This is a genomic window from Microbacterium sp. ZW T6_19, assembly GCF_044987465.1.
GTDB lineage: Bacteria > Actinomycetota > Actinomycetes > Actinomycetales > Microbacteriaceae > Microbacterium > Microbacterium natoriense_A.
This window is the reverse complement of record NZ_JBJDRH010000001.1, coordinates 276,282-292,220: the sequence shown is the minus strand read 5'-3', so window position 1 is coordinate 292,220 and position 15,939 is coordinate 276,282. Positions and strand designations below refer to the sequence as shown.

The following is a 15,939-nucleotide window of genomic DNA, read 5'->3' as shown; positions in this document are numbered from 1 at the left end:
CTGTCTGCCGTCTCTTCTCGACGCTCAGGCCGAGAGCAACACGATCAGCTGCGCCTTGGTGAGGCGGGAGTAGCCGGTGCGTCCGCTCTCGCGTGCGCGGTCGCGGAGGGCGGCGACGGAGAGGGCGGCGAGATCAGCGGATGCCGCTGAGGTGGTGGCTTTGGCGGGTGCGGTGCTCGCGGCGGGCTTGCGGGCGGGGGACTTTCGTGCCGGCGTCGTGGCGTCCGTCACCGAGTTCGAGGGCTTCTTCGTCGGCGCCGCGGGCTTCTTCGCGGGTGCCGCGGGCTTCTTCGCGGGTGCTGCGGCTCGCCTGCGGGCGGGTGCCGCGGCGCGCTTCGGGGCGGTGGCCGAATCCGCATCTCCCACGGCAGGTTCCGGTGCATTTCTGACCACCGCTGCCGGAGCGGATTCCGCAGTGGCCGCTTCGGCATCCTCCGATGCCGAAGCGGGTGCGGTTTCGACCACGGCTGCGGGCGAGGACTTCTTCGAGATGGTGACGGTGGCGACAGCATCCGTCTTCTTCGAGGCCTGCGTCTTCTCGCTCTTGTCTTTCGCCGATGCCTTGCCCGCGGCATTCTGCGCTTTCTTCTCGGCAACCTTCTTCTCGGCAGCCTTCTTGTCGGCAGCTTTCTTGTCGGCAGCCTTCTTGTCGGAAGCCTTCTTCTCGGCAGCCTTGGCCCCGAGCTTCGCCGCGGTCTTCTCGAGCCGCGCCGTCGCGGCCACCGCGACCTTCTCGACCTTGCGGGGCTTGGCGGCGAGCTTCTTCTTCGAGGGCTGGGCCGCGTCTTTCGCCTCATCTACGAGCTCGCGGAGCTTCTTGCCGTCCTTCTTCGGGAGGGACTTGCTGAGCTTCTTCGCGTCCTTGGCGGCGATCGCGGCGGCATCGATCGCAGCTTCCGCAGCCTTCTGCGCTTTGGTCTTCTTTGCCATGGGGTCCTCACGATCCGTTCGGGCAGCACTGATCGGGGTGCCGCAGGGCGCTAATCGTACTGAGGGCCGGTGAACGGATGGAGAACTGCGACGCGACGTGACACGCAGGGCGGTGCCCCAGCACCTGCGGCGGGGTCGGCGGAGTGAACCGATAGCCTGCCAGTGACAGACCGGAGTCGGGGGGATTCTGATGAGGGGAAGAAGCCGTCGCGGCCGGATCGGCGCGACCCTGCTTGTGGCGCTCGCGCTGGTCGGATGCTCCACGATGCCGAGTCCTCCGAGCGCGGTGGGCGAGAACTTCCCTGGCACCTGCACGCCGCCGCAGTTCGCATGGCCGTCGGACTTCATCGAGAGCCTTCCCGGTGAGACCGAGGGCATCGGGACGATCGTCGGGCTGCGCCTGGAATACCTGGACGACGACTCATGGGCCTGGCGCGTGCGCTCCCCTGACGCGCGCGAGGACTTCTTCGGCGAGCGGGTGAACGACCCGAGTCACGGACGAGAGGTGTTCCTCGACGCCCAGACGCTCGGGGTCATCGCCACGCAGGAAGTCGAACTCACCGAAGCCGAGCAGAACCTGACGAAGAGCGCATACGACGCCGCACAGGAGTCCGGTGAAACCTGGCCGAGTCCGCTGATCGTCGAGATGGCGCGGGTCATGGACGACGGGCGAGCCGTGTGGCAGCTGACGATGTGCGACACCGCGACGACCGAGCTGAGCGTCGTCACCGTGCGGTGACGAAAGTCAGACCTGCGACCACAGGCTCGCGATCAGGATCTCCCGCCCGATGATCCGCTCGGCCGCGCGATGCCCCGACAGCATCGCCGCGGGGACGGTCGCAGGATCATCGGTCCAGGTCGCCTCGCCGGCGATGTGCAGGATGCCGCCGATCGGAGTCGCGAGATCGTCGTGATCCGCGGTCGTCGACCCCACGGTCATGTAGGCGTAGGAGCCGTGGGCGAAAGGGTCGTCCTGCCAGGCGGTGCGGTGCACGCTGACGGGCGCAGGGATGTCGCCGCCGAACAGTCGCCGCAGCGGCGCCATCACCGCATCGGCGACCTGGGCGTCATCCAGATCGCGGATGCCGCGGGCGGCGGGACCCGCGGCGAAGGTGAGCAGCGCGGGCTCATCGTGCAGCGGAGTGAGGTCGTACCAGGAGTGCCACAAGCGCCCAGCGGGGCCCTGCTGTCGGATCGCGTACACGTCTTCGTCCCAGAACCTCACCGGGAAACGAAGAATCACCTTCTCGAAGGCGTTCATCTCGAGGCGAGCCAGCGCATCGGCGTTGATCCGAGGCAACGACGGCACGATCTCCACGTCGCCGGACTTCAGCACCCCGACGGGCAGCGTGAGCACTACGGCATCCGCTGTGAGATCCTGCCGTGCCGTGCTCACCCGCACTCCGTCGCTCCACTCGACGCGCGTGACGACGTGGCCGAGGCGGACGTCGAGGCCGTCTGCCAGGTGCGTCGGCAGTTCGTCGTACCCGTTCGGGAAGACGACTTCGTCGCCGTCGATCGAATCGTCGTCGAGCCCGTGCGCCGCGAGATCCTCGATCCACACGCCGTACTGCTCCTCGGCGCGATGCTCGAGGTATTCGCGCACGCGCTGCGTGCGCTCGGCATCCCAGCGCATGCCCTCGAGAGCCGCCTCCGTGACCTCGCGGTACGAGGCGTCCGGCACCGAGGACGCGACCACCATGGCCAGGGCGGCGTCGACCTCGTGGATGTCGGCGGCGAAGCGGGCGGCCTCGGCATCCGAGAGCCTGGTGCCCTCGGGGCCGTAGTAGGCGATCGGCCGGCTGTCGGGTTGAAAGCCGCCGACCGTGAACTCGACGGTCGGCATGCCGAACGCCTCGGCGGCGGCCGCGACAGAGCTGTCGGTGATGCCGTGGATCCAGGAGGCGCCGAGGTCGGTCACCCGCCCGTCGCGCATCGTGTGCACGCGTCCACCGACGCGATCACGTGCCTCGAGCACGATCACGGTCAGCCCCTGCTCCTGCAGCAGCCGTGCGGCAGTGAGCCCCGCGACTCCCGCCCCGACGACGATCACGTCCGCGTTCTTCATGGGTTCCTTCCACCGGGTCACGTGCCCTCTCAGTCTGGATGCGGCGGCGGCGATCGTCCAGCCCGGTGCCGTTCCTGGGTCGTCACTGCGCCGTCCGCATGCCGTCCGCGTGCCGTCCGCATGCTCAGAATCCGTCTGCATGCTCGGATCGCCGTTCTCGGCATGCGGAAGGGATCTCGGCCTGCAGACGGGACGGGCGGGAGCCTGCTCATGGTGAGATGGAGTCATGACCGCTCCCGAGAACGCACTGTCGCTCACGATCGCCGGCAACCCGGACTTCCCGGGCGAGGTGCTCAAGGCGCTCTACCGCATCACCGGACGCTCCACGATCGAACTGCGGAACTCGATCCGCGCCGGCGAGCCGGTCTACACCGCGGCGCTGTTCGGCAACGACCACATCGACGTCGTGCCTCGCCTCGAGAAGACCGCCGCCTACCTCGACGAGATCGGCGCGGCGTTCGTCGTGCACGAGTGGGCCGACGGCGGGCGCGAGCAGATCACCCGCGACGTCATGCGCGAGATCATCGAGTCTGCGGACGGGGACTTCCGCTGAGCATCCGCTCGTAGCCCTCTCGGAACGAGGGGAACTCCAGCGCGCCGACCAGCCCGTGCATCAGGCTTCCGTCGAGAACCGTTCCCCCGCCGGTCTCCGGAACCAGGTGCGGAGGAGGCGCGACTCCGAGCTGCTCCGCGATGAAGGTCACGACCTCGCCGAGCGGCACCGGCGCCCGGTCGACCGCGTGCACCAGAGCGGGCGGAGACTCGGCGGTCAGCATCATGTGCAGGAAGCTCACCAGGTCGTCCTGGTGCACGCGATTCGTGCGGCGGGAGTAGTCGACGGGTGCCTGCTCGCGCACCTTGCGGATCAGCGACTCGCGCCCTGGCCCGTAGATGCCCGCGGGACGGACGATGCACGCTCCGAGGAGCTCGGTGGCCACCAGCTCGCCGTCCCGCAGCTCGCGCGCCCGCGGGCTGGTGGGGTGGGGCCCGGTCTCCTCTGTGAGGGGCGTCTCGCCGGCGGAGCCCTCGAGGACACGCGTCGACGACACGAAGACGAAACGGGAGGGACGCTCGGGCAACGCCTCGGCGAGCGCGGTGAGGGATGCTCGATAGAAACCGGCGCCCGGAGGAAGAGTGATCACCACCGAATCGCAGCCGGGAAGCTCCCGCGGGCGCGGAACGCTCAGGTCGTCGGTGATCACGGCGAACTCGGCCGGGAGCCCCTCGGTCGTCCGGCGCAGCGCGATGACCTCGTTGCCCTCGGCGACCAGCCGGAGTCCCAGCTGCGTGCCAAGCGATCCGCATCCGACGAGGAGCGTCCGGCCGGGGCGTCTGCCGCCGACCGCGCCGGACTCGCTCATGCCTCTCGACGCTTCGAGGCCGTCGCGAGCACGGCGCCGAACGACGGCCAGAGCGCGTCGGCGACGGATGCCGCATCGCCCAGGTAGCCGTTGACCATGGCCCCGTCGCGGAGCATCATGAGGCGCCGGCCCGCGGCCTCCGCGTCTTCGACACCTGCTTCTGCGGCGATGCTGGTGAACTCGTCGAGCATCCACCGTCGGTGCCTGGCGACGACCCCTCTCACCGGATCGTCAGGGTCGGAGAACTCGGCCGCCGCGTTGATGAACGCGCAGCCGCGGAAGCCGGGACTGCAGCTGGCCGCTCCGATTCCCTCGGCGATCGCGCGCAGGGACGCACGGGGATCGCCCGCGACCCGCACACCGGTAAACCAGGCCTGCTCCCTCGCGGCCTGGACTTCGAGGTAGGCGACCACGAGATCGCTCTTGCTCGGGAAATGGCGGTAGAAGGTCACCTTGGTGATGCCCACCTGCTCGATGATGCGGTCGGCGCTGGTCGCACGGATGCCGTGGGCGTAGAACACGCCGTTCGTGGCTTCCAGGATCCGCTCGCGCATGCCGGTGCGCGTCGTGGACGGTGTTTCCGACTGCATGACTGCCTCCGAATCGAGTCGCGCGGCTTGCGCAGGTATACGAAATAGTCTACCGTCATCTCAGTAGACGAACTAGTAACTCTACCCACGATCCAGACAGGAAGACACCATGGCCGACCACTCGTTCACCCGCTCGCTTCGCTCCCTCTACTTCGTCCGCTTCGCCTTCGCGATCATCTGGGTGGTCATCATGTTCGCCACCTCCGCGAAGACGACCGAGCCGAACGCGCTTCTCACGATCCTTCTGATCGTCTATCCGCTGTTCGACGCGGGCGCCGTGCTGTGGCAGCTGCGCTCGAACCCCGATCGCCAGCGCTCGAAGACTCCCGAGTGGATCGGTGTCGCCGTCAGCATCATCGTCACGATCGCGCTGGGCGTCACCTCGTCGATCTCGCTCTCCGCCGCCCTCGCGGTGTGGGGCGCGTGGGCGATCGTCTCCGGCGCCCCTCAGCTGATCACCGCGATCCACAACCGTCGCAACGGCGGCCAGATCGCGCAGATGCTCTCCGGCGGCATCTCCCTGCTCGCCGGAGCCGGGTTCCTGTTCCAGGGCCTGCAGGGCAGCAGCATGATCATCGGCGTCGCCGGCTATGCCGCCGTCGGCGCGATCTTCTTCCTCGTCTCCGCTGTCGTGCTGAGCGTGAGACTGAAGAAGGCGGCGTGATCAAGCCACAGCGTGCGGCAGTGCCAGGTTCACGAGACTCACCACGAACTTCCCCGGCTCTTCGAACATGCACAGGTGCGCCGAGTCCTCGAACCAGACGACGTCCTTCGACGGCGCGGTCACTCGCTCGAACCAGCGCGTCACCGGAGCCGTCGGAGTCGTCCAGTCGTGGCGGCCGAGGAACTGCAGCAGGGGAACCTCGAACGCGGTGCGCTCCCGGGCGTCGAAGGACAGCAACGCGGGGAGGACCTGCGGCATGGTCACCTGCTGTCCGACGCCGATCAGACCCAGGTCCTCGTCCGTGTAGTACGGCGAAAGGTCCTGCGATTCCATGAAGTACGCGGAGTCGGATCGATAGGCAGACAGCCCTCCGTAGTGCTGCGCCCATCTCCTGCAGGTCACGATTCGCTCCGTCGTCAGCGGCTGGGCTCCCGGATACTCGCCGAGCGCCTGCAGTTCCGCAACGGCTTCCGCATTCCGATCCGCAGTCGCACTGCGAACAGCGAACTGGAAACTCTCCGCCTCGTTCTCCACGCCGGAGATCACCTGCCCGACTCCGACGTAGCCCCAGAGCAGGTCGGGTCGCCGCTCGGCGACAAGGAGACCGATGATCGTCCCCCAGCTGTGGCCAAGAACGCCCACCTTTCTCACGCCGAGCTCGTTCTGCACCCAGGCGATCAGTTCGATGAGATCGTCCACGTACCTGTCGATGCTCAGATCGATCTCGCCGCCTGCCCGTGCCGCGGACTTGCCGCTGGCGCGCTGGTCGTAGTTGACGACGGTGAAGTAGTCCTCGACCGCTCGTTGCCAGATCCAGGACGAGGGCAACGAGGGAAGAGCCGGCCCACCGTGGCACACGATGAGCACCGGATTGGTCGCGCGTCGGCCGCGGATCGAGACGAACTGCGACACACTCCCGAGTTCCACGAATTCCGTGCGGTCGATCGCGTCGGGATTGGGGATGCGGCACAGATCCGCGATCACCGCTCGGCCGGTCTCGTCACTCATGGGAGCCAGCTTAGAAGGACAGTGGATCCGGATCTCTGCGGGAACTTCGGCAGACTGCCGAAGTCACGCATGTCCGCCACGCCGCCCTCCGGAAGCCGGATGACTCCGGGCCCATGCCGGACGGCGAGCTCTCCCGACGCCTGTTAGGGTTGCCTTACCAAGGTTCCCCATACTTTCCCGTATCCCCTTCAGAAAGACGATCCGTCATGCCCTCACATGCCCGCCGCCGCTCCAGTGCGCTCCTCGCCGCTTCGGCTTGCGCTCTGCTCCTGCTGTCCGGTTGTGCTGTCGATTCTCCCGCCGAAGAGGATGCCGCGCCCGAGTCCACCGGCACGCACGACGTCGAGCACGCGCGGGGAACGACGGCTGTCCCCGACGACCCTCAGCGAGTGGTGACTCTGGAGCCGCTCGAACTCGACACTGCCGTCGCGGTCGGCATCGTGCCGGTCGGCGCGGCCGTCGCGAGCAATGTGACGGGGGCGCCGGAGTACCTGGGCGCAGACGGAGTCGAAGCCGTAGGCACCGTCCCCGAGCCCGATCTCGAGGCGATCGCCGCTCTCAAGCCCGATCTGATCCTCGGCACCGAGGCGCGGCATTCCGAGCTGTACGACCAACTCGCATCGATCGCTCCGACGGTCTTCATCGCGACGCAGGCCGATCCGTGGCGCGACAACGCGCTGCTCATCGGCGACGCGCTCAACCGCGAGGACGAAGTCGCCGATCTGCTGTCCGCTGTCGACGACCGCTGCGTGTCGCTCGCCGACGAGTACGAGGTCGGGGGTGAGACGGCCCAGTTGATCCGTCCCCGTGATGAGACGACCCTCAGCCTGTACGGACCCGTGTCGTTCTCGGGCAGCCTGCTCGAGTGCGCCGGCTTCACGATCCCGGAGCAGAACTGGGCCGACGGTCTGCAGGCTGACATCTCGCCCGAGAACATCCTGTCCGCGCAGGCCGACCACGTGTTCATCACGGTGGCCGACGTCGACGACGAGTCGGCGATCCCCGCGGCGATCACCCAGAACGCCGGCGCCTTTCCGTCGGTGACCCTCGTCGACACGAGCTACTGGGTCTCCGGGGTCGGACCCAAGGGCGCGCAGGCCGTGCTCGACGACATCGAGTCCTTCCTCGAAACGAGCCGTTGACCTCTCGCTCCGACACCGCGGCGCCACCGACGCGGCTTCCTCGACGCGGCGCGCGTGCGGCCGGGGGGATGTTCATCCTCCTCGCCGCGCTCGCGCTGGCCGTCGTGCTCTCGCTCTCCGTCGGCGCCAATCCTCTCTCTTTGGAAGCCGTGTCGACCACACTGCGCGGCCAGGGCACCGCCGAGACCGACTACATCCTCTTCGATCTGCGCATACCCCGCACCGTCACCGGCCTCGTGGCCGGCGCCGCCCTCGGCGTGGCAGGCGCGCTCATCCAGGCCTTCACACGCAACCCGCTCGCCGATCCGGGGATTCTCGGCGTGAACGCCGGCGCCGCGCTCGCAGTCGCCCTCGGAGTGAGCGTCCTCGGACTGCGCGACGCGTCGCAGTTCGTGTGGCTCGCCTTCCTCGGGGCGCTGGTCGTCACGATCGCGGTCTATCTGATCGGGTCATCCGGGCGGGGCTCCGCCGACCCTCTGAGGCTCACCCTGGCCGGGGTCGCGCTCGGCGCCGTGCTGTCGGGCATCACCACCGGCCTCTCTCTCAGCGATCCGGACGCCTTCGAATCGATGCGCAGCTGGAACGCGGGGTCGCTGCTCGGACGCGGCTACGACGTGATCCTGCCGGTGCTCCCGTTCGTGGTGACGGGCCTCGTCCTCGCCCTCACCCTCGCGCCCGGCCTGAACGCGGTCGGCCTCGGCGAAGACGTCGCGCGCGCGCAGGGCGCGAACGTCGTCGGCATCCGCATCGGCGTCGTCATCGCCGTCACACTCCTCGCGGGTGCCGCCACCGCTCTCGCCGGCCCGATCTCGTTCATAGGACTGATGGTGCCGCACGTGATCCGCTGGACGTTCGGCGTCGACCAGCGAAGGATCGTCCCGCTCTCTGCAGTGTTGGCTCCCGTCATCCTTTTGCTCGCCGATGTTCTCGGCCGCATCATCATCGCCCCGGCAGAGGTGCCGGTCGGGATCGTGGCGGCCTTCATCGGCGCGCCCGTACTGATCCTCCTGGCTCGTCGTCGCTCCGCGAGCGCACTGTGAGGGTGCCGTCGCCGATGAAATCGACAGCCGATGCGGGTTACCGTCGTGTGCTGCTGCGCTGCGGTCCGCTGCGCATGCCAGTGCGCCTGCGCAGCATCGTCGTCGGACTCGCGGCTGTCGTCGCGCTGGGCGTGCTCGGCGTGCTGTCGCTGGGCCTCGGCACGTATCCTCTCTCACCGCTCGAGGTCGTGCGGACCCTCATGGGCGGCGGCGGCGCCATGGACCGCACGGTCGTGATCGACTGGCGGCTCGCCCGGTCGATCGCCGCGATCACGATCGGCGCGCTGCTCGGCGTCGCCGGCGCGCTGTTCCAGACCGTGACGCGCAACCCGCTCGCCAGCCCCGACATCCTCGGGCTATCGAACGGCGCATTCACGGGGATGCTGCTCGCGCTGGTGCTCTTCTCGGGGAGCTGGCCGACCCTGACCGCCGGCTCCCTCCTCGGAGGGTTCGCGACGGCTGCGCTCATCTGGATCCTCTCCGCGCGAGGCGGCATCCAGGGCTTCCGGCTCATCGTGGTCGGCATCGGCGTCTCGGCCGTCCTCGCCTCGCTGAACACCTGGATGCTGCTGCAGATCGAGCTGGAGACGGCGATGTTCGCCTCGGCCTGGGGAACCGGCTCCTTGAACGGCGTCACGGCGGGTCCGCTCGTAGGGGCGCTCCTGTGTGCGCTGCCGTTCGTCGTCATCGCGCTCATGCTCGTGCCGCGACTGCGTCAACTCGGGCTCGGCGACGACATGGCCGCCTCGACCGGCGCAAGGCCCACCGCGATCCGTGCGACCGCACTGCTCACCGGAGTCGTGCTCATCGCAGCGGCCACGACGGTAGTGGGTCCGGTCGCCTTCGTCTCGCTCGCCGCACCGCAGATCGCCCGCCTCACCGCTCGGACTCCACACCTCTCGCTCGTGCTCTCCGGGCTGCTCGGGGGCGTGCTGCTGCTCGGAGCAGATCTCGTCGCACAGCATGTGCTGCCTGTCGCCCTGCCCGTCGGCGTCGTGACCGTTTCGGTCGGCGGCGCCTATCTCATCCTCATGATCATCCTGGAGATCCGCCGCCGTGCCTGAGACACCGCCACACACGTCGACCTCTCGGCTGTCCGCCGAGGGGATCACTCTGTCATACGACCGCGCCGAGGTCGTCCGCGACCTGTCGGTGACTGTGCCTACCGGCGGATTCACCGTGATCATCGGCCCGAACGCCTGCGGCAAATCCACGCTGCTGCGCGGGCTGTCCAGACTGCTCGCTCCCTCGAACGGACGCGTCGTGCTCGACGGACAGACGATCAGTTCGTATCCGGCGAAGGAGGTCGCCCGCCGACTCGGCCTGCTGCCGCAGAGCGCGACGGCGCCCGACGGCATCACGGTCGCCGATCTGGTGGCGCGTGGCCGCTATCCGCATCAGAATCTGCTGCGCCAGTGGTCGGATGCCGACGAGCAGGCGGTCCGGCGCGCTCTGGACGCGACCGGCACCACCGACCTCGCTGCCCGGCCCGTCGATGCGCTCTCCGGTGGTCAGCGCCAGCGCGTGTGGGTGGCGATGGTGCTCGCGCAGGACACCGATCTGCTGCTGCTCGACGAACCCACCACCTTCCTCGACGTCGCGCACCAGGTGGAGCTCATGGAGCTGTTCGCCCAGCTCAACGCCGAGGGGCGCACGCTCGTCGCCGTGCTGCACGACCTCAACCACGCCGCGCGATACGCGAGCCACATCATCGCGATGCGCGACGGGCACATCGTTGCCGAGGGGACGCCTGGGGACGTGATCACCAGCGAACGGGTGCACGAGGTCTTCGGCCTCGCGAACGTCGTGATCCCCGATCCGGTGACCGGTGGACCGCTCGTGGTGCCGCTGCGCGGTTCCGCCCCGGCGAGGTCGCGATCGTGACTGCGGAGCGCCCGTGGGCCTACAGCGCGTTCCCTGTCGAGGTGCGCGCCCGCCGGATGCTCAGCCCGCACTTCGTCCGGCTCACGCTGGCCGGTTCGAGCCTCGTGAATTTCGCCGACTGGGGCACGGACCAGCGGATCAAAGTCGTGCTGCCGCTCCCTGGTGGCGGCATCGCCGACTTCGGGCTGCTCGAAGAGCCGACCCCGCATCCGTCCGATTGGTACTCCCGATGGCGCAGTCTTCCTGAAGAGCAGCGGAATGTGCTCCGCACGTACACACCGGCGGCCATCAGGGCGGACGAGGGCGAGATCGACGTCGACTTCTTCCTGCACGACCCGGCCGGTCCCGCATCCACATGGGCCGCCACGGCCGTTCCCGGCGATCGCCTCGTGGTGACCGGACCGGACGCACGCATGGGGTGGACCGGATACGGCCTGCACTGGCAGCCGGGCGACGCGCGGAGGTTCCTGCTCATCGCTGACGAGACGGCTTTCCCGGCCCTGCTCGGCATCCTCCGTTCGCTGGCACCCGATGTGCGCGCCGACGTCATCATCGAATGCGCGGATGCCGCAGATGACCTCGTCTCAGCAGCGGCACCGCTCGCCGCACGAGTGCAACGAGTGCGACGCGACAGCGGCGACTCCGCGGCGATCGAGCGAGCGGTGCGAGCATGGGGCGCCGAACACGGCGAGGGCGCCCGCTCCGACGCCGCCTTCTATGCATGGATCGCCGGGGAATCCGGCACGACGACGACGATCCGCCGGTACCTCACCGCCGATCTCGGAATCGAGAAGGAACATGTGTCGTTTCTCGGCTATTGGAAGCGGGGCGGCCCCCTGGTGGGGTGAGCAGCATCTGTCATCGCGATCTCCGCGCTCTGAGAAGATGAAGGACATGATCACCGTTCACCTGCGCTACGAGATCGACCCCGACAAGCTCGACGTCTTCACCGAGTACGGCCGCGCGTGGATCCGGCTTGTGGCGAAGCACGGAGGAACCCACCACGGGTATTTCATGCCGAGCGAAGGCGACAGCGACGAAGCATTCGCGCTGTTCACGTTCCCCTCCTTGGCAGCGTACGAGATCTACCGCACAGCGTCGAAGACCGACCCCGAATGCGTGGAGGCTTTCGAACTGGCGCGCAGAACACAGTGCATCCGCCGCTACGAGCGCCGCTTCCTCAGCCCGGTCTTCTCAGCAGACGCGGACTGAGGCTCACCGACACCATCGCGATCGAGCTGGCCGCGCGAGCATGGGCTGCGCGAGCAGGGGGCGCTGATTCTACGCATGGACCGTCGGGGGCTGGAACTTCGGCGGCCGGCGAAGGAAGATGTCCCCATGACCGACACGACCTCCTCCCCCGCCAGCGAGATCCCGAACGATCCAGGCAACCCGCCCGTGCCGCCCGGTGCGCTGTTGCTGGAGCTCGTGCCGGTGCCGGTCACCGACATCGAACGGGCCAAGGCCTTCTACCAGGACCAGCTCGGGTTCCGTCTCGACGTCGACGTCAATCCGAAGCCCGGTGTCCGAATCGTGCAGCTCACTCCGCCCGGCTCCGCGTGCTCGATCACGCTCGCCGAGGGCCTTCCGACGCTCGACATGCCCGCCGGAACACTGCGCGGCCTGCATCTGGTGGTCGCCGACATCGAGGCTTCTCGCGCTCGACTCGTCGAACGCGGCGTCGAGATCCGCGAGGTCGAGGACCTCGGCGGAGTGCTCTACGCGTTCTTCGCGGATCCCGACGGCAACACCTGGTGCCTTCAGCACATGCCCTGGCGCTAGACGTCCGGCGAGCCGACGCACGCCGAACACGAAGAAACCCACGATCTCTCGGGGGTTTCCATGGCGGTGACGGTGGGATTTGAACCCGCATGACCTTTGGAACCGAGCGACGGCTTTACTATAAGCCGGAATCATGCGGGTTCTGGATCACTAGGATCACCCTGGATCAGCCTCAGCCATGAGCCCTGTTGCCGCGCAACTACTTGGGTGTCACCGCGGAAACCGAGTTCCACGCGGACGGCAAGACTTACAAGTGCTGGATATGGGGCAACGCCGTCACGATCCACGACACTTCCGGATGACGACAAAACCTCTCAACATATCGACCTGTTTCGATGCTGTCTGTAGGTAGAAGAGGGGACAGCGCGGAGGAGCGTTGCGTCAATAGGGTGTGCCTGTGAACTCACTGATAGGGACCAAGCGTCCAGGACCATCATTCGCCCGTCGTCTTACGGCTACCGCCGCGGCAGCCGCAGTCGTCCTTGCGGGAGTACTCATACCTGCCACTGCAGCATCCGCGACTGCGATCGAGCCGGGAACGCAAGCCCTCGCACAACAACTTGTGAACAGCGGCCGCCTGTCGGGAACCAGCGAGACGATGGCGCAGATCCAGGCTTATGCGAACGGAGCAATGCGCGTCAACCCGTCAACCGGCCGCGAGTGCCTCATCGACGCCGCGATCCTTAAAGCGCTGAAGACCGTCGTCGTAGACAAGAACTTCTCCATCAGCATCTCGTCACTGAACCGCTACTGCACCAACGAGCAAGTCGGTACAGGAACGGCTAGTTACCACTACCGCGACGGCGGCGGTCACGCTGTCGACATCAACAGGGTCAACGGCGTTACCGCGACCGGTAGCACCCCTCAAGATCTTGCTCTGATCAACGCGATGTTCTCTGCGCTTCCCGCACCGGCCGGCCTCGGGCAGATCGGTTGCGGCGGCCGGAACGTCACCGTGCCCTCCGGATGGGTGCAGTTCAAGGACGGGTGCAACCACAACCACTTCGAATACCGCGGCGGACCCATCTCCGTCCCCATCGAGGACCTCGACCGTTCGTTCAGCATCGCGACCGACGGTACGCTGCAAGCAAAGACTGGCATGTACCAGCCCATCGTGAATCTCCGCACCGACATCGTGGCGCTCGACGTCGACGGCACCACCACCGCAGCCGTCGACACCGCAGGCAACGTCTGGGTGCAACAGGGAGCCTTCGACAGCGGCTGGGTAGGGCTGGCAGGAGGAGCGAAGGACGTCGAAGTCGACGGCGAACGCTTCGTGGTCCTCAAGACCGACGGCACCGTGATCGCCAAGGACGGCCTCTACTCCACGGCATGGACCACCCAGCTCAGCGGCGTAGACAAGATCGACGCCGACGGCGGTCGCCTGGGCGTCCTCAAAGGCGGACACCTCTTCGTGAAAGAGGGCAACCTCTGGGCGAGCTGGGTCGACCAGGGCGGCGGTATGACTGATTTCGACCTCGACGGCAACAGGGTTGGCGTCATTTCTGGGGGGACTGCCTTTGTGAAGGAAGGCGACCTATACGCCTCATGGGTCACCATGCGCAACGGCAGCCGCGTCGAACTCGAAGGTACGCGTGTCGCCGTGCTCACACCGGAGGGAATCGTCACAGTGAAGGAGGGCAACCTCTGGGCCAGCTGGGCTGACCTGACGGGTCCCGGCGTATCCGATTTCGACCTCGCCGGGAGTCGCGTCGCCGTCGTCAGTGGCGGCTCCGTCCTGATCAAGTCGGGGCCGCTGAACGCCGGATGGATCGGCGCGTACTCCAATTCGAAGGGCGTCAAACTCTCGTAAGGGCAAGAACTGAGAAGTGCCCCCGCCCCATTCGCGGGCGGGGGCTTCGACTCCGCGGGCCCCAATCGGCAAATCACCAGGCAACGCCCGAAACCTCTCGACCTATCGATGTGTGCCAGCCCTGTCTGTAGGTAGAAGAGGGGACAGCGAAGGCTGGCGGTTCTCTGACAAGATGACCGCCATGGGCGACGGCGCCCATGACGATCGGAGAGAAAGTTGAAGAACAAGATTAAGGCATCGGGCGCGTCGGCGCTCGCTCTCGCGTTGGTGCTTCTCGGGGGAATGGCACCTACGGCGGCATCGGCGGAATCGTCGGCACCGGGCGATTCAGCCACGGCCGAAGACTCATCAGCTCGCTGTACAGCAGGGTGGAGGTATCAGGCGGTCACGCGGGTGAGCAACTCGCTGATCAAGGTCGGTCCCACGTACTCGAACTACAACGGGACCGGTAGTAGCGCCTCGATGACGTTGACGAACTCGGTTTCCGGAACGGTATCGGTCACATACTCGGGCAGCTCGAACGTCTCCGGAAGCGTCAAGCTCGTTACGCTCGGCGCGACGTTCGGCATCAGCGCGCAAGCGAGCATCACCGCCACTGTGGGCAACTCGATCACAATCACTGTTCCGGCAGGCAAGACCGGAAACGGCGACTACGGCGTATGGAGGGCCTACGTGACAGGAAAAGAGGTTTACTACCTGAACAACTGCACATCAGGTGGAAGCTCGGCATCGAACGTGTGGGCCCCGTACCGTGTCGGTTGGAACACGTGGATCAGTTGAAGCCCGCCGCCGTCATCAGCGCCCTCGTTGTGGTGCTGATAACGGCGACAGGGTGCACCGCCGAGAGCGGAGTCGGTCCATCGCCGATTCCGTCCAGCGGGTCCGCCTCGACGGAGACAACACCTACCGAATTGTTAGCGTCGTATCCCGACCAAGAGGCGTTGATCGAGAAGATCGATTCTGGGCGCGGGACGGCAGAGGTTGGTCCGTTCGATCGAGCAAATGATCGCGTGGGCGTGTACGTTCGGTGTTTTGGTGAGGGAAGTGTCCATGTTGAGGTCGTGGGAGCTGCTGAGTTTGACCAAGACTGCTTGACCGATCCTGACGATCCGGGCACGCGCAACCTGATCGATGTGAGGTACGTCGAACAGGTCACCGTGAAGGCCAGCTCTGACTCTACGAATATGTGGTCGCTCGCGGTCACCGCCATCACAGATGGGTAGGGATGAGACCATGAAGTAGTGCCGTCCGCGCGGAATAGAACAACGACCCCCACCCCGTCGAAGGGTGGGGGTCTTGTTCCGCTCGGATAGATGACAACTGCTCCGCCGGGATCGCGGCTCTCGACACGTACGCCGGTCTCTTCGACGATGACCTCGACGGCCTTGCAGCCTCGCCCGATCAGGCACGACGCGCAGCAAGTGCCGTCGTGGCGTTGCCCCGGGACAAAGAGAAATCCCGCCCTCCCCAGTGGTTCCTAGGGAGAACGGGCTTCTGTAGTGGCGGTGACGGTGGGATTTGAACCCACGGTAGGGGGTTACCCTACACAACTTTTCGAGAGTTGCACCTTCGGCCGCTCGGACACGTCACCGCGGACAAGCTTAGAGGAGATACGGCCCGGATGCGAATCGGGGCGCGTGCGGGCACGGGGCACCAA

18 protein-coding genes and 1 tRNA gene are annotated in these 15,939 nt (G+C 66.9%); 13 read left to right on the top strand and 6 right to left on the bottom strand.

Annotated features, from left to right (window positions below):
* Window positions 1-24: 24 nt before the first annotated feature.
* Window positions 25-930, bottom strand: coding sequence for a hypothetical protein (locus ACI3KT_RS01170; protein WP_404901989.1), 906 nt, complete (start codon window positions 928-930; stop codon window positions 25-27).
* A 190-nt stretch (window positions 931-1,120) separates the two neighbouring features.
* Between ACI3KT_RS01170 and ACI3KT_RS01165 the strand changes: the two genes are divergently transcribed.
* Window positions 1,121-1,669 carry a hypothetical protein gene (locus tag ACI3KT_RS01165; protein ID WP_307298868.1) on the top strand — a complete coding sequence of 183 codons (549 nt, stop codon included), beginning with the start codon at window positions 1,121-1,123 and terminating at the stop codon, window positions 1,667-1,669.
* A 6-nt stretch (window positions 1,670-1,675) separates the two neighbouring features.
* Here ACI3KT_RS01165 and ACI3KT_RS01160 read toward each other — a convergent pair whose 3' ends face one another.
* On the bottom strand, window positions 1,676-2,998 hold the full coding sequence (locus ACI3KT_RS01160) for a flavin monoamine oxidase family protein (RefSeq protein WP_404901988.1): 1,323 nt from the start codon (window positions 2,996-2,998) through the stop codon (window positions 1,676-1,678).
* A gap of 226 nt (window positions 2,999-3,224) precedes the next feature.
* Between ACI3KT_RS01160 and ACI3KT_RS01155 the strand changes: the two genes are divergently transcribed.
* The gene (locus ACI3KT_RS01155) at window positions 3,225-3,551 is read left to right on the top strand and encodes a hypothetical protein (protein ID WP_404901986.1); all 327 of its coding nucleotides are present in this window, start codon (window positions 3,225-3,227) and stop codon (window positions 3,549-3,551) included.
* Here ACI3KT_RS01155 and ACI3KT_RS01150 read toward each other — a convergent pair.
* Window positions 3,520-4,359 (bottom strand): hypothetical protein, encoded by an 840-nt coding sequence (locus tag ACI3KT_RS01150; protein ID WP_404901984.1) that lies wholly within the window; start codon window positions 4,357-4,359, stop codon window positions 3,520-3,522. The two genes, ACI3KT_RS01155 and ACI3KT_RS01150, sit on opposite strands and share 32 nt — an antisense overlap.
* Window positions 4,356-4,949 carry a TetR/AcrR family transcriptional regulator gene (locus tag ACI3KT_RS01145; RefSeq protein WP_292909537.1) on the bottom strand — a complete coding sequence of 198 codons (594 nt, stop codon included), beginning with the start codon at window positions 4,947-4,949 and terminating at the stop codon, window positions 4,356-4,358. The genes ACI3KT_RS01150 and ACI3KT_RS01145 overlap by 4 nt, the downstream gene beginning before the upstream one ends.
* Before the next feature lie 109 nt (window positions 4,950-5,058).
* On the opposite strand from ACI3KT_RS01145, the gene ACI3KT_RS01140 reads away from it, so the two are divergent.
* Window positions 5,059-5,613, top strand: coding sequence for a hypothetical protein (locus ACI3KT_RS01140; RefSeq protein ID WP_404901983.1), 555 nt, complete (start codon window positions 5,059-5,061; stop codon window positions 5,611-5,613).
* On the opposite strand, the gene ACI3KT_RS01135 is transcribed toward ACI3KT_RS01140, so the two are convergent.
* Window positions 5,614-6,621 (bottom strand): alpha/beta fold hydrolase, encoded by a 1,008-nt coding sequence (locus ACI3KT_RS01135; RefSeq protein ID WP_404901981.1) that lies wholly within the window; start codon window positions 6,619-6,621, stop codon window positions 5,614-5,616.
* 206 nt (window positions 6,622-6,827) lie between these two features.
* Here ACI3KT_RS01135 and ACI3KT_RS01130 point away from each other — a divergent pair, with 206 nt between their 5' ends.
* The 10 genes from ACI3KT_RS01130 (at window position 6,828) to ACI3KT_RS01085 (ending at window position 15,505) form a co-directional block, all read left to right on the top strand.
* Complete coding sequence (locus tag ACI3KT_RS01130) at window positions 6,828-7,763, top strand: ABC transporter substrate-binding protein (RefSeq protein ID WP_404901980.1); 936 nt, start codon at window positions 6,828-6,830, stop codon at window positions 7,761-7,763.
* Window positions 7,760-8,803, top strand: coding sequence for a FecCD family ABC transporter permease (locus ACI3KT_RS01125; RefSeq protein ID WP_404901978.1), 1,044 nt, complete (start codon window positions 7,760-7,762; stop codon window positions 8,801-8,803). Before ACI3KT_RS01130 ends, ACI3KT_RS01125 begins: the two co-directional genes overlap by 4 nt.
* Window positions 8,804-8,817: 14 nt before the next feature.
* Window positions 8,818-9,867 (top strand): FecCD family ABC transporter permease, encoded by a 1,050-nt coding sequence (locus ACI3KT_RS01120; RefSeq protein WP_404901975.1) that lies wholly within the window; start codon window positions 8,818-8,820, stop codon window positions 9,865-9,867.
* Window positions 9,860-10,687: an ABC transporter ATP-binding protein gene (locus ACI3KT_RS01115; RefSeq protein ID WP_404901972.1), complete on the top strand. Its 828-nt coding sequence runs from the start codon at window positions 9,860-9,862 to the stop codon at window positions 10,685-10,687. The genes ACI3KT_RS01120 and ACI3KT_RS01115 overlap by 8 nt, the downstream gene beginning before the upstream one ends.
* On the top strand, window positions 10,684-11,535 hold the full coding sequence (locus ACI3KT_RS01110; RefSeq protein ID WP_404901971.1) for a siderophore-interacting protein: 852 nt from the start codon (window positions 10,684-10,686) through the stop codon (window positions 11,533-11,535). Before ACI3KT_RS01115 ends, ACI3KT_RS01110 begins: the two co-directional genes overlap by 4 nt.
* A 46-nt stretch (window positions 11,536-11,581) precedes the next feature.
* Window positions 11,582-11,899 carry an NIPSNAP family protein gene (locus ACI3KT_RS01105; RefSeq protein ID WP_307298897.1) on the top strand — a complete coding sequence of 106 codons (318 nt, stop codon included), beginning with the start codon at window positions 11,582-11,584 and terminating at the stop codon, window positions 11,897-11,899.
* A 126-nt stretch (window positions 11,900-12,025) separates the two neighbouring features.
* Window positions 12,026-12,469, top strand: a complete 444-nt coding sequence (locus ACI3KT_RS01100) for a VOC family protein (RefSeq protein ID WP_404901968.1) — start codon at window positions 12,026-12,028, stop codon at window positions 12,467-12,469.
* Between the two features lie 598 nt (window positions 12,470-13,067).
* Window positions 13,068-14,282, top strand: coding sequence for a hypothetical protein (locus ACI3KT_RS01095; protein ID WP_404901966.1), 1,215 nt, complete (start codon window positions 13,068-13,070; stop codon window positions 14,280-14,282).
* Window positions 14,283-14,675: 393 nt separating this feature from the next.
* Window positions 14,676-15,062, top strand: coding sequence for a hypothetical protein (locus tag ACI3KT_RS01090; RefSeq protein WP_307298920.1), 387 nt, complete (start codon window positions 14,676-14,678; stop codon window positions 15,060-15,062).
* Window positions 15,050-15,505 carry a hypothetical protein gene (locus ACI3KT_RS01085; protein ID WP_404901964.1) on the top strand — a complete coding sequence of 152 codons (456 nt, stop codon included), beginning with the start codon at window positions 15,050-15,052 and terminating at the stop codon, window positions 15,503-15,505. Before ACI3KT_RS01090 ends, ACI3KT_RS01085 begins: the two co-directional genes overlap by 13 nt.
* 277 nt (window positions 15,506-15,782) lie before the next feature.
* On the opposite strand, the gene ACI3KT_RS01080 is transcribed toward ACI3KT_RS01085, so the two are convergent.
* Window positions 15,783-15,873 (bottom strand) — tRNA-Ser (locus tag ACI3KT_RS01080).
* Window positions 15,874-15,939 lie beyond the last annotated feature (66 nt).